A 12,040-nucleotide genomic window follows, 5' to 3' on the forward strand; every position below is an offset into this window, starting at 1 on the left:
TCCGGAAGTGACAGCGATTACACACTTCCGGTTCAGCTGTCGGTCACGTCCCCGCAGCCGGGCTCGGGGCGGCCCTCGCTCAGCCCTCGGCCGCGCCGACCTCCCAGCTCGGCACGGCTGCGTCCGGGCCGCCCCGGGAGCCGGTGTACTCCATCAGCACCAGGGCGATGTCGTCGTCGAGCCGGCCGTGCACCCACTCCACCAGCGCCGTCTCCAGCGAGGCCAGCCCGTCGGCGACCGTGCCGTGGCCGAGCAGCCGCCAGGCCCGGTCGGCGGTCGGGAAGAACTCACCGTCCCGGCGGGCCTCGCCGAGCCCGTCGGTGAAGAGCAGCAGCCGGTCGCCCGGCTCCAGCCGCTCCACCCGGGGCCGGACCACCGGCATGAAGCCCAACGGCGGGGCCGGAGCCGGCGGTTCGAGCGGGATCACCGCGCCGCGCCGCAACAGCAGGGGCGGCGGGTGGCCGCAGTTGACGATGGTGAGCGTCCCGCCCCGCTCCTCGACCAGCGCCGCGGTGACGAAGTCCTCGTCGCCGACGCTGCGGGCCACCGCCCGGTCCAGGTCGGCCACGATGGCGCGCAGGTCCGCCCGCTCGTACGCCACGTGCCGGTAGGAGCCCAGCACGATGCTGGCCAGCCGGACCGCCTCCAGCCCCTTGCCCCGCACGTCGCCGATGATCATCCGCACCCCGTACGGGGTGTCGATCGCCTCGTACAGGTCGCCGCCGATCTCGGCCGTGGCGGTGGAGGAGATGTACCGGCCGGCCACCGAAAGCGTGCCGACCTGCGGGCCGAGCGGGCGCAGCACCGCCTGCTGGGCCACCGCCGCCAGCTTGGACAGCTCGGCGATCTGCTCGGCCTGCCGCTGCCGTACCGCGGCCACCGCCGCCGCGATGCCGGTGCCCAGCGCGATGCCGACCACCGCGACCGTGGTGGCGAGCGAGACGGTCTGCTCGGCCAGCGCGAAGCTGGCCCCGAGCACCGTCGCGGCGGCGCCCACGCCGAGCACCACCCGCCAGGACGCCAGCGCCGCGGCGAGGAACGGGGCCGCCACCATCAGCGCGATGTAGTTCGCCGCGCGGCCGTCCGCCAGCTCCACCGCGGAGACGATCGCGAGCAGGACGAGGGCCGCGCCGAGGCCGGCGCGGGATCCGGGGCTCAGCGGGCCGCGGCCCGACTGGAAGGGATGCGTGCGTACGAAGGACAGCATGCCTGATGGACGTGAACGGGTGAATGAACCTGGCCCGTCGACTGAGGAGGTTCTGACCGCCCGGATCCCGTCGTCGGGCCGATCGCCGTCCGGCACTGGCTCAGCCGAGCACCTCGTAGCGCACGTCCACGTGCCCGAGGTCCAGCGAGGCGATCTCGGCGAACGCGGCCCGGGACAGGTCGATGCAGCGTCCCTCGATGAACGGGCCGCGGTCGTTGATCCGTACGGTCACGGACTTGCCGTTGTCCGGGTTGGTCACCCTGACCCGGGTGTTGAACGGCAGCGTCTTGTGCGCGGCGGTCAGCGCGTCCGGGTTGAAGTTCTCGCCGTTGGCGGTGAGCTGGCCCTCGGAGTAGAACGAGGCGCCGCACGAGCCGCTCTCCACGACCTTGGGCGTGGCGGTCCTCTTCGCCGTCGCGGTGGGCTTCGGGCTGGCGGTACGGGGCTTGCCCCGGGACGGCGCCTGCGGGGACCGGGTGGCCGTGGGGCTCGCGGTCACGCTGGGCGACGGGCTGGCGCTCGGTGAGGTGGGGGCGGCGCTGGTGGGCGAGGCGACCGGCGAGAGGTCGACGGCGGCCGGCCGCGCCGACTCCGAGCCGGCGGTGAGCCGTACGGCGCCCACGGTGCCGCCGACGGCGAGCGCGACGGCGAGCCCGGCGGTGGCCGCGAGACCGGCCGGCGAGGAGAACCTGCGGGTACGGGAGTGCCTACCAGCCACCAGACCGGTCCTTTCCTGATCTGAACAAACCGGCTCGGACCGTAACGAGAGAAGCACTTCCGAAGTCAACGTGATCATTGTGGTATGCCCGTAATTGCGGTGATACGTGTAGCCGATCATCCGACCCGAGGTGGGCCGCCCGGCCCGGTCACCGGCCGCCCCGCACGGCGTCGCACCGATCCCGCAGGATGGGTGCCATGCCCGCTGAGCTGAGCGAACGTCTGGTCGAGCTGTTCCGGTGGATCGATCCCGGTCCCGGCGCCAGTCACCTGGTCAGCGACGTCTCCGGCTGGTGGCGGGATCCGCACCTGCTCGCCCGGCTGGGCCCGGCCCTGGTGGAGCCGTTCCGGGCCACCCGACCCACGGTGGTGGTCTCGCCCGCGGTCACCGGCTTCCTGCTCGGTCCGCTGGCCGCGACCGCCCTCGGTGTCGGTTTCGTGCCGGCGCACAAACCGGGCGACGGCCGCCTGCCGGCCGGGCCGCTGACCTGGGCGCAGAGCCCTCCGGACTTCCGTGGCCGGCGGGTGGACCTGGCCGTCCGGGACCGCGCCCTCGACCGGGACGACCGGGTGCTGGTGGTGGACGACTGGGTGGCCACCGGGGCGCAGGTGCGCGCGCTCTACGAGATCTGCGCCGCGCGGGGTGCCCACCCGGTCGGCACCGCCACCGTGGTGCTCGACTGCGCCCCCGAGGTCGCCGCCGAGCTGGGGATCCGGGGCCTGGTGACCGCCGACGCGCTGCACGCCTGACCGGCGCCGCGCGGTCCGGGCGCGCCGGCGTCAACTCAGCGCACGAACTCCTCGACGGCGGTGCAGACCTGGCCGAGCGCCTCGGCCGAGCGGGCCAGCGGGCCCGGCACCATCAGCGCGTGGTCGGCCTCCTCGATCTCCACCAGGTGAGGGGTGAGCCGGCGGGCGACCGAGCCGTCCCAGGACGGGTCGGCGGTGCCTCCGACCAGCAGGAACGGTGCGGTGGCGCGGCGCAGCGCGTCGACCACCTCGGGCATGTGCAGCAGGGGCGTGAGCCAGACGGCGGGCAGTCCCCGATCGGCGGCGAGCGGCGCGGCCAGCGTGCCGAGTGACTTGCCGACCAACAGGTCCATCCGCCCGGTGAGGGTCGGGGCGACCTGCCCGGACACCCAGTCGACCGCCGGGTCCGCCCCGTCCCGCTCGGGGCCGAACCGCTCCGGCACCTGCCAGGAGATGGCGTGCAGGGCGAAGCCGGCACGGCGCAGCGCCTCGCCCAGGTAGAGGAAGAGCGGGAACCGTGTGTCGTAGCCTCGGCCGGGGATGAGCACCGCACGCCGGTCCGCCATTTGCCGCCTCCTGATCGTCGATCCGCCCACCGTAGCGCCGGACGGTCCGCCCGTGGGCGGCAAATGTCGCGACCCCGGACCGACCCGAGCGTAGCCTCGGCAGGATGTGGCCTCGCATCGGTGGACTGCGCACGCTCGCCCTCGGCACCCCCGGAGAGCTGCGGACGAAACTGAACACGCTGGTGCTGGCCGGGGTGAAGACGGCGACCGCCGGCCTGCTCACCGAGTACGCCGAGGAGGGCGAGGAACTGGAGCACGTGGGCGAACGGCTCGTCCTCGTCGACGACCAGGACGCGCTGGCCGGTGTGGTCGAGGTGACCGGCGTCGACGTGGTCCGCTTCGCCGAGGTGCCCTGGGATTTCGCCCGCTCCGAAGGGGAGGGTGACCGTTCGATCGAGGAGTGGCGGTCCGGCCACGCGGCCTACTGGGCGCGCATCGGCACCCCCGTCACCGACGACACCCAGGTCGTCTGCATCCGCTTCCGGCTGGTCTCCGGCGGCGAGGGCGGGGTCGCCACCGGAGACCTCGGTCCGTAGCCGCCGGGCCGCCGCCGACCGGGCAGTCGGGAACGGTCAGGCCCGGCGCAGTTCGGGTAGCAGCCGGGTGGCCACGTCCACCAGCACCTCCTCGTCGCCGGCGTACCAACTGCTCGCCCGGGGCCAGTGGGTGACCACGTCGGTGAAGCCGAGCGCGGCGGCGCGGCCGACCTGGTCGGCGAAGAACTGGGCGCTGCGCAGCGAGAAGACCGGCGCCGAGTCGAGCGAGAGGTAGCGGTCCAGGGTGGCCGGGTCGCGTCCGGCCGCGGCCAGCGTCGTGTCCAGCCGGGCGGAGACCTCGGTGACCCCGTCCCACCAGCTGTCCAGGTCGTCGCCGCCGGTGCCGGTGGTGACCCAGCCCTGACCGAACCGGGCCACCAGCGTCATCGAGCGGGGCCCGTTCGCCGCCACCACGAACGGCACCCGGGGCGTCTGGACGCAGCCCGGGTTGTTCCGGGCGTCCACCGCGGCGAACCAGTCCCCGCGCCAGGTCGTCCCGTCCTCGCGGAGCACCAGGTCGAGCAGTTCGGTGAATTCGCCGAACCGGTCCACCCGCTGGCGCGGCGGCAGTGTCTCCCCGCCGAGCACGGTGGCGTCGAAGCCGATGCCACCCGCGCCGATGCCGAGCAGCAGCCGGCCGCCGGAGACGTCGTCGAGCGCGGTCACCTGCCGGGCGAACGCGGCCGGGTGCCGGAAGTTGGGCGAGGCGACCAGCGTGCCGAGCCGGATCCGGGAGGTCACCGTCGCGGCGGCGGTCAGCGTGGTCATCGAGTCGAACCACGGCCCGTCGACCAGGTCCCGCCAGCCCAGGTGGTCGTACGTCCAGGCGTGGTCGAAGCCCCACTCGTCCGCCTGCCGCCAGCGGCGCTGCGACTCGGACCAGCGCTGGTCGGGAAGGATCACGATGCCAATCCGCATGATCAGCAGCCTAACCGCCGGCGGCGGGCCAATCGGCCGCGACGACCGGCACGGCGGTTCCCGGCCGTGCCGCGAGTTGGCCGGAAACCCGGTGGGCGGCGCCGCCGGCGTCTCGTACGCTGCGCCGCGTGGAGCAGTCAGCGCCGCACACCGTGGACACCCTGGCGTCGGAGCTGCGCGTCCTCGGGCTCGCCCCCGGCGACGTGGTGCTGGTGCACTCGTCGTACCGGCGCCTCGGGTTCGTCGCCGGCGGCGCCCAGGCGGTGGTGCAGGCACTGCTGGCGGCGGTCGGCCCGGAGGGGACCCTGGTCGTGCCGACCCACACGCCGGACAACACCGACCCGGCCGGCTGGCGGCATCCGCCCGTACCGGAGGCGTGGTGGCCGGTGATCCGGGAGCGGACGCCCGGCTTCGACCCGGCGCGGACCCCCAGCCGGTACATGGGGCTCCTCGCCGAGACGGTCCGCACCTGGCCCGGGGCGCTGCGCAGCGACCACCCGCAGGTCTCCTTCGCCGCACTCGGCCGGCACGCGGCGGGGGTGGTGGCCGGGCACCGGCTGGACGACGCGCTGGGCGAGCGCTCGCCGCTCGGCGCGGTGTACCGGCTGACCGGCAAGGTGCTGCTGCTGGGCTGCGGGTACGACTCGAACACCTCGTTGCACCTCGCCGAGTACCGGCAGTCGGCGCCACCGCGCGCGGCGACCGGGTCGTCCGTGCGCCGGCCGGACGGCACCAGCCGGTGGACCACCTGGGTCGACGTCGTGACGGAGGAGAGCGACTTCGAACGGCTGGGCGCCGACTTCGACGGCACCGGGCGGGTGACGGTCGGCCGGGTCGGCGAGGCGACCGCCCGGCTGATGTCGCAGCCCGCCCTGGTCGACCACGCCACCGCCTGGATGGCCGCGCACCGGCGCTGACGGTCCGCAGCGGCCCGCGCGCCGCCGGCCGGGCCGACGCTGTCGCGGGGCGGCTCACGCGGAGAGTTCGGCGGCGCGGTCCAGCAGGGCGCGCCGCTCGGCATCCGCCCGGCACATCGCGGCGGCCCGTCGGAACAGCGCGGCGGCCCGCCCGCGGTCGCCGTCGCGGGCGGTCAGCTCGGCCTCGGCCGCCACGGCCGGGGGGTAGCCGTCCAGCGCCCCGCCGGCGCGGGCCGCGGCCAGCAGCGCCAGCCCGGCCGCCGGGCCGTCCGCGAAACCGTGCGCGACCGCGCGGTTCAGCTCGATCACCGGGGACGGCTGGATCCGGGCGAGTTCGTCGTACGCCCGGGCGATGGCCGGCCAGTCGGTGGTCGCGGCGGAAGCGGCGGTGGCGTGGCACGCGGCGATCCGGGCCTGCAGGGCGTACGGGCCGGCCGGGCGCACCCGCGCCAGGATGTCGACGCCCTCGGCGATCGCGGCGTGGTCCCAGCGCGCCCGGTCCTGCCGCTCCAGGGTGAGCAGGTTGCCGTCGGGGTCGCGCCGGGCGTGCCGGCGGGAGTGCTGGAGCAGGAAGAGCGCGAGCAGCGCGGCGACCTCGGACTGGTCGGGCATGAGCCGGTCGAGCAGGCGGGCCAGCCGGATCGCCTCGTCGGCGAACGCGGGTTCGCCGTCGGCGTCGTACCCCCGGGTGAAGAGCAGGTAGAGCACGGCGAGCACGCCGGGGAGCCGCTCGGCGAGCATCGGTCCGGTCGGCACCCGGTAGGGGATGCCGGCGGTGGCGATCCTGGTCTTCGCCCGGGTCAGCCGCCGGGTCATCGTCGACTCGCCGACCAGCAGGGCGCGCGCGATGTCGGCGGTCGGCACGCCGCAGACGACGCGCAGCGTCAGCGCCACCCGCGCCTCCAGCGAGAGCGCCGGATGGCAGCAGGTGAAGACGAGACGCAGCCGGTCGTCCACGATTTCCTCCGTGCCCGGGCGCTCGGTGTCGGGCAGCGTGAGCACGGCCAGGTCGTGCAGCTTGCGGCGTTCGACGGAGGCACGGCGCAGCACGTCGAGCGCGCGGTGGCGGGCCACCGTCATCAGCCAGCCGCCCGGGTTGGCCGGCACCCCGTCACCCGGCCACCGTTCGAGGGCGAGCGCGAGCGCCTCCTGTGCGCAGTCCTCGGCCAGCGTCCAGTCCCCGGTCACCCGGATCAGCGCGGCGACGATCCGGGCGTACGAGTCGGCGCAGGCGGCCGCGACGGCGTCCGCCGTCGCGGCCGTCGGTGCGTCAGTCACCCGGGCGGTCGTCCAGGTCGGCGAACGGCCGCAACTCGATGCGACCCGCCCGGGCCATCGGGTGGGTACGCGCCACCTCGATCGCCTCGTCCAGGTCGGCGCACTCCAGCAGGTCGAAGCCCACGATCACCTCCTTGGTCTCGGCGAACGGACCGTCCGACACGAGCAGCTCGCCGTTGCGGACCCGGACCGTGGTGGCGGCCGAGGTCTCGGCCAGCACGTCGCCGGCCAGCCGGCGGCCACGCGTGTCGTTCTCGGCCACCCACTCCTCGATGTCGGGCCAGTTCTCCTGGTCGGTGTCCGGCTCGGTGTCGCTACAGACGAACATCATGTACTTCATCTCGGCACTCCCTGGTTCGTGATCTCACCAGGGTGACGAACGGGCGGCCCCGTTCCGGACAGGCCGACCAAGATTTTTCCGGCGACGGGCCGGCGACCTCCGGGGGTCGCCTGGCGGCGACGCCGGCGGATGGGGCAAGCTGGGTGGGAACGCGACTGGCGGCACGGGGATGGCACCAACCATCGGGGAGCTCGCCGTGGGAGTCGACCGCCTGGGCGCCCACGTTGGGGGAGCCATGCCCATCGCACCCGACACCGTCGCGACGCCGCACACCGCCCGGCTGCTCTCCGGGCGGCCGCTGGCCGACAAGGTCTTCGCCGAGGTGGCCGACCGGGTGTCCCGCCTCCGCCGGGCGGGCGTCGTACCGGCGCTCGCGACCGTGCTGGTCGGCGACGACGACGCCAGCGCCGGCTACATCCGGATCAAGCAGCGCCAGGCGGCGGAACTCGACTTCGACTCGCCGCACACCCACCTGCCCGCCGACGCCACCCAGGAGGACCTGCACCGGGTGATCGCCGGCTACAACGCCGACCCGGGGGTGCACGGGCTGCTCGTGCAGTACCCGGTCCCCGCCCACCTGGACTACGACCGGGCGTTGCAGACCGTCGACCCGGACAAGGACGTCGACGGGATGCACCCGCTCAACATCGGGCGCCTGGCGCTCGGGCTGCCCGGCCCGCTGCCCTGCACGCCGGCCGGCATCGAGGCGCTGCTGGCCCACTACGACATTCCGGTCGCCGGGCGCGAGGTGGTCATCCTCGGCCGCGGCGCGACCCTCGGCCGGCCGCTGTCGATCATGCTGGCGCAGAAGCGGCCCACGGCCAACGCCGCCGTCACCGTCGTCCACACCGGGGTGCCGGACTGGTCCCGCTACACCCGGCGGGCCGACATCCTGGTCGCGGCCGCCGGCGTACCCGGGATCATCCAGCCGGAGCACGTCAAGCCGGGCGCGGTGGTGGTCGGGGCCGGCGTCCGGTACGAGGGCCGCCGGCTGCTGCCCGACGTCGACGAGTCGTGCGCCGAGGTCGCCAGCGCGATCACGCCCCGGGTCGGCGGGGTCGGCCCGACCACCGTGGCCATGCTCTTCCGCAACGCCGTCGACGCCGCCGAGCGGCTGAGCGGGCGCGGCTGAGCCGGGACCGGCCGGGGCCCTGCGGCCAGCAGGGGCCCGGCTAGGGCTCGACCCGCCGGACGAGGGACTTCGGCGCCCGGGCGGCACGCGGCGCGGACCAGCCTGTCGAGGCGTACGCCGTCCAGCGCGGCCAGGTCGGCGATGCCGTGCACTCGGTGCTGCGCGGCCGTCAACCGGGCCCGCAGGGTCCCGTACGGCCTGTCCAGCCGCACGAGTCGCCGACCCGCAGGCTCTCTGCTGCAACGGTCCGGTCCATTACGGCATCCTGTCGCCTCCGGGCGACGTGGCGCACCTGATATGTGGGTATGGACGGTGGCATGACTGATCGGCCTCGGTTGACGTTGACCGCCACGGTGCTGGACTCGCCCGACGCCCGGGAGCTCGCCGCGTTCTACGAACACCTGCTCGGGTGGTCGCGCCACGACGACGAGCCGGACTGGGTCACGCTGCGCGCGCCGGACGGCGGCGCCGGCCTGTCGTTCCAGACCGAGCCCAACTACGTACGGCCGGTCTGGCCGGCCGGTCCGCAGGATCCGCCGATGATGGTCCACCTCGACATCGAGGTCGACGACCTCGACGCGGCCTCGGCCCACGCGGTTGCCGCAGGCGCCACCCTGGCGGACTTCCAGCCCCAGGACGACGTACGGGTGCACCTCGACCCGGCCGGCCACCCGTTCTGCCTGTTCATCTGAGCTCGAATCGTCGGGTTCAGCTGACGGCCCGTTGGCCTTGAGGTCAGTCCTCCGGGCCGATCACCCGCTCCCGGCGCAGCCAGTCGGCGAACCCGTCCCCCTCGACGCCGCCGGTGATGTCGCCCACCGCGGCGAGCACCTCCGGGTGCGCGTTCGCCATCGCGACGCCGAGCCCGACGACGGCGAACATCGGCAGGTCGATCGGCAGGTCACCGAACGCGACGACGCACTCGGGTGGCACATCCAGCGCGGCAAGGGTCCGCAGCACCCGCTGGCCTTGTCGATGCCGGCCGGCGCCACCTCGACGACCCGATCCCCGGCCTGGCCGAAGGTCGCGACGACCGGCGTGGTGCCCACGGCGGAGAGCGCGGCGATCAGTGCAGGCGGATCGAGACCGGGATGACAGACCGCTGCCACGCACGCGTCGACGTCGTGCAGCCACCGGCGCTCCACTACCGCTCGTGGTCCGAAGTGGTCGACGCCCCGGACGGCCCGGTAGGCCGCGGTCATGAACCAGGCCCGGCCGTCGTAGACCGCCAACTCCGCCTGCGGCAGCTGCCCGGAGAGCCGGTCGAGCAGCCCGGTGAGGGTCGTACGCGGCATCCGTTCCCGCCAGAGGAACTGGTCACCCACCGGGTCGTATCCGATCGCGCCGGTGCTGCAGACGGCGACGGTGACCAGCGGTGCCAGGCTGCCCAGCGCGCGGATCCCCGCCGGAGTCCGGGCGGTGGCGGCCACCAGCGGGATCCCGGCCGCCCGCAGCGCCTGACACGCCGCCAGAGTCCCCTCGCTCACCGTGCCGTCAGGCCGAACGACCCTGCCGTCCAGATCGGTCACCACGGCTCGTACGTCGCGTCGCCCGTCCACCATCCGGATCCTGTCACGTCGGCACGCAGCGCGGTTGCCCCGATACCGGGGCGGTATACGGCTAGGTTTTCGGCGGCTCCGTCCATGGCGTGGAGAGCATCGCGATCGGTTGGTAGGCACTGGCTCGGTCGACAACCTCGGCCGGCGTCAACTCCGGCGTGACCGTGAAGATCAGATCCGAGATGTCCGGGTAGCTCAGGTCGCGTTCGAGTCGGTCCAGCCAGTCGTTCAGCTCGGCGTCGTCCGCGTAGTCGAGCCGCATGGTCCGCTCGACGAGGTCGACCGCCTCGTCCCGGGTCAACTTCGCAGGCAAGCCGCCCTCCTTCGACCGTGGCTGTGGCACGCCGCATGATCCGGCCTCGTCCGGCCTCCGGTCGCCCAGACTCATGGCCCGTGGGTGGCCCGCAACTTCCGGGCGAGGAAGACCACCGGCGCGATCAGGATCACGATCACCCACTGGAGGGCCATGTACATCGCAACCAGGATTTGAACGAGTACGTAGTCAAGCGCTAGCGGAACGTCTGGGCTAGCCTGCGGCCCGGCAAGCGGTACCCAGCGGGGCTCTCGGGGCCGCCGCAGGAGCCAACGGGACGATGGGCTGCGCTGGGGGTGCGCGGCATCACTGGAACCTTCGTCCATGGGGTGATTGTGTCGGACGTGCGATGGCGGCACGTGACGCTGTTGGCGGATCTCGGGCCAGGTGGAGATCACTGGCCCAGGGGTCGCCATTCGGAAGCAATGACCGCCCAGAGCTGCTTGTCGTAGCGCACACCCTCGTACGGCCATGCCTCGCGGCGCACGCCCTCCAGCGTCATGCCGAGCCGCTTGGCCACCGCCGAGCTGCGGTCGTTGTCGGCCCGGCAATGCCACTCGGCCCGGTGCAGCCCCCGGGACGTGAACGCCCAGTCCAACAACACGCCACACGCCTGCGTGACCAGACCGTGGCCCTCAGCGGACGGCTCCAGCCAGCAACCGATCTCACACGAGCCGACAACGGCATTGAAATCGGTGAACATCACACCGCCGACCAACACTCCATCCCGCCAGATGCCATACAGGCGGGCACCGTCGCCGGCCTGGCGTTGGGCGTACCGCTTGAGCGTGGCCCGCGCCCGGTCCACATCGGCGGTGACGAACGCGGCACCGACCCAGGGGCGAATGTGCTCGCGGGCCCGGTCCAGATGTTCGGCGAACTCCTCGGCATGCCAGACCTCCAGCGGCCCAAGGCGAGCACCGTCGCGCAGCGGCAGCGAGAACATCAGAACCTCCCATTTACATAACAAGTGTTACGGGAATGTACCGTGGCAGCATGCCACGCAACAAGGGAGATCACGAGGCCCGCCGGCGCGATGTCTCCGAAGCGGTCTGGCAGGTCATGGCCACCCGCGGCTTCGCCGGCCTGACGTTGCGCGCCGTCGCCGCCGAACTCGGCGCGACCACCGGCCTGCTGACGCACTACTTCCCCACCAAACACGCCCTGGTGGAGTACGCCCTCGACCTACTCGAACAGCGCACCATCTCCCGCCCCCGCCGCCACACCGGCGAAGGTCTGGCCGCCCTCAGGGACGCACTGCTGGACATCCTGCCGCTGGCCCCCGAGACCACCCACATCAACCGCATCTGGGTCTCCTCATGGGACACCGCGCTCTCCGATGCCAACCTGGGCACCGACTACGCCCGCAAGTACGCGAGAAGTCGCGACAGGCTGACCGAGCGGGTGGCCGCAGCCCAGGAGCTCGGCGAGCTGCCCCCTGGCAACCCCGCCAGCATCGCGGCTGGCGCTCAGTCCTTCATTCTCGGCCTGGTGGTCCAGGCCCTGTTCGACCCGGCGGCGTTTCCGCCGCAGCGACAAGTCGAGTTCCTGGACGACTACCTGGCCACCCTGACCGTCGCGCCCCCCGTGACCTGATGGCGCGGATGGGCCACGACCCGCCGCGGGCTGCCATGATCTACCAGCACGCCACCTCGGAGGCGGATCGGGCCATCGCCCAGGCGGTGAGCGACGCGGTGACGGCCGAGCGCAAGAAGGCCAGGAAGCCGGCGGCCGGCGCGTCGGGCGAGCCGAAAGGCAAGGGGAGGAAGCGTGGCTAGTGGCCCGTGGCTGGCCCGTCGAGCGTTCG

At 73.5% G+C, this 12,040-nt stretch carries 15 protein-coding genes, 1 pseudogene and 1 riboswitch; of the genes and pseudogenes, 7 read left to right on the plus strand and 9 right to left on the minus strand.

The annotated features are described in order from the left end of the window. Positions 1-79: 79 nt before the first annotated feature. Both ACVCAH_RS05785 and ACVCAH_RS05790 read right to left on the minus strand, forming a co-directional pair. On the minus strand, positions 80-1,207 hold the full coding sequence (locus ACVCAH_RS05785) for a PP2C family protein-serine/threonine phosphatase (RefSeq protein ID WP_447134978.1): 1,128 nt from the start codon (positions 1,205-1,207) through the stop codon (positions 80-82). A gap of 100 nt (positions 1,208-1,307) precedes the next feature. Next, positions 1,308-1,925 (minus strand): septal ring lytic transglycosylase RlpA family protein, encoded by a 618-nt coding sequence (locus ACVCAH_RS05790; protein WP_447134979.1) that lies wholly within the window; start codon positions 1,923-1,925, stop codon positions 1,308-1,310. Between the two features lie 197 nt (positions 1,926-2,122). On the opposite strand from ACVCAH_RS05790, the gene ACVCAH_RS05795 reads away from it, so the two are divergent. Beyond that, positions 2,123-2,674, plus strand: a complete 552-nt coding sequence (locus ACVCAH_RS05795) for a phosphoribosyltransferase family protein (RefSeq protein WP_447134980.1) — start codon at positions 2,123-2,125, stop codon at positions 2,672-2,674. 35 nt (positions 2,675-2,709) lie between these two features. Here ACVCAH_RS05795 and ACVCAH_RS05800 read toward each other — a convergent pair whose 3' ends face one another. Further along, positions 2,710-3,240, minus strand: coding sequence for an alpha/beta hydrolase (locus tag ACVCAH_RS05800; protein ID WP_447134981.1), 531 nt, complete (start codon positions 3,238-3,240; stop codon positions 2,710-2,712). A 104-nt stretch (positions 3,241-3,344) separates the two neighbouring features. Here ACVCAH_RS05800 and ACVCAH_RS05805 point away from each other — a divergent pair, with 104 nt between their 5' ends. After that, positions 3,345-3,776 (plus strand): ASCH domain-containing protein, encoded by a 432-nt coding sequence (locus ACVCAH_RS05805; protein WP_447134982.1) that lies wholly within the window; start codon positions 3,345-3,347, stop codon positions 3,774-3,776. Between the two features lie 36 nt (positions 3,777-3,812). Here the strand turns inward: ACVCAH_RS05805 and ACVCAH_RS05810 are convergent, their stop codons facing one another. Continuing rightward, positions 3,813-4,700 carry an LLM class flavin-dependent oxidoreductase gene (locus tag ACVCAH_RS05810; protein ID WP_447135051.1) on the minus strand — a complete coding sequence of 296 codons (888 nt, stop codon included), beginning with the start codon at positions 4,698-4,700 and terminating at the stop codon, positions 3,813-3,815. A 122-nt stretch (positions 4,701-4,822) separates the two neighbouring features. Between ACVCAH_RS05810 and ACVCAH_RS05815 the strand changes: the two genes are divergently transcribed. Further along, positions 4,823-5,611, plus strand: a complete 789-nt coding sequence (locus ACVCAH_RS05815) for an aminoglycoside N(3)-acetyltransferase (protein ID WP_447134983.1) — start codon at positions 4,823-4,825, stop codon at positions 5,609-5,611. 54 nt (positions 5,612-5,665) lie between these two features. On the opposite strand, the gene ACVCAH_RS05820 is transcribed toward ACVCAH_RS05815, so the two are convergent. Together ACVCAH_RS05820 and ACVCAH_RS05825 are read right to left on the minus strand one after the other, a co-directional pair. Beyond that, positions 5,666-6,889 carry an RNA polymerase sigma factor gene (locus tag ACVCAH_RS05820; RefSeq protein ID WP_447134984.1) on the minus strand — a complete coding sequence of 408 codons (1,224 nt, stop codon included), beginning with the start codon at positions 6,887-6,889 and terminating at the stop codon, positions 5,666-5,668. Continuing rightward, a complete protein-coding gene (locus ACVCAH_RS05825; protein WP_447134985.1) occupies positions 6,882-7,229 on the minus strand; it encodes a YciI family protein in 348 nt (115 codons plus the stop codon). The genes ACVCAH_RS05820 and ACVCAH_RS05825 overlap by 8 nt, the downstream gene beginning before the upstream one ends. Before the next feature lie 141 nt (positions 7,230-7,370). After that, positions 7,371-7,453: riboswitch (ZMP/ZTP riboswitch) on the plus strand. Between the two features lie 11 nt (positions 7,454-7,464). On the opposite strand from ACVCAH_RS05825, the gene ACVCAH_RS05830 reads away from it, so the two are divergent. After that, the gene (locus ACVCAH_RS05830; protein WP_447134986.1) at positions 7,465-8,361 is read left to right on the plus strand and encodes a bifunctional 5,10-methylenetetrahydrofolate dehydrogenase/5,10-methenyltetrahydrofolate cyclohydrolase; all 897 of its coding nucleotides are present in this window, start codon (positions 7,465-7,467) and stop codon (positions 8,359-8,361) included. A gap of 317 nt (positions 8,362-8,678) precedes the next feature. Continuing rightward, complete coding sequence (locus ACVCAH_RS05835) at positions 8,679-9,053, plus strand: VOC family protein (RefSeq protein ID WP_447134987.1); 375 nt, start codon at positions 8,679-8,681, stop codon at positions 9,051-9,053. A 43-nt stretch (positions 9,054-9,096) separates the two neighbouring features. Here the strand turns inward: ACVCAH_RS05835 and ACVCAH_RS05840 are convergent. From ACVCAH_RS05840 to ACVCAH_RS05850, 3 genes and pseudogenes are all read right to left on the minus strand, one after another. Continuing rightward, positions 9,097-9,923: pseudogene (locus tag ACVCAH_RS05840) on the minus strand (HAD family hydrolase). 58 nt (positions 9,924-9,981) lie between these two features. Continuing rightward, positions 9,982-10,233 carry an e9imm peptide gene (locus ACVCAH_RS05845; RefSeq protein ID WP_447134988.1) on the minus strand — a complete coding sequence of 84 codons (252 nt, stop codon included), beginning with the start codon at positions 10,231-10,233 and terminating at the stop codon, positions 9,982-9,984. A gap of 394 nt (positions 10,234-10,627) precedes the next feature. After that, entirely contained in the window at positions 10,628-11,179 is a 552-nt protein-coding gene (locus ACVCAH_RS05850; RefSeq protein ID WP_447134989.1) for a GNAT family N-acetyltransferase, read from the minus strand. A 50-nt stretch (positions 11,180-11,229) separates the two neighbouring features. On the opposite strand from ACVCAH_RS05850, the gene ACVCAH_RS05855 reads away from it, so the two are divergent. Beyond that, positions 11,230-11,829: a TetR/AcrR family transcriptional regulator gene (locus ACVCAH_RS05855; RefSeq protein WP_447134990.1), complete on the plus strand. Its 600-nt coding sequence runs from the start codon at positions 11,230-11,232 to the stop codon at positions 11,827-11,829. Continuing rightward, on the plus strand, positions 11,829-12,011 hold the full coding sequence (locus ACVCAH_RS05860; RefSeq protein WP_447134991.1) for a hypothetical protein: 183 nt from the start codon (positions 11,829-11,831) through the stop codon (positions 12,009-12,011). The genes ACVCAH_RS05855 and ACVCAH_RS05860 overlap by 1 nt, the downstream gene beginning before the upstream one ends. The last annotated feature ends 29 nt before the right edge of the window (positions 12,012-12,040 follow it).

Source organism: Micromonospora sp. LZ34 (genome assembly GCF_052981855.1).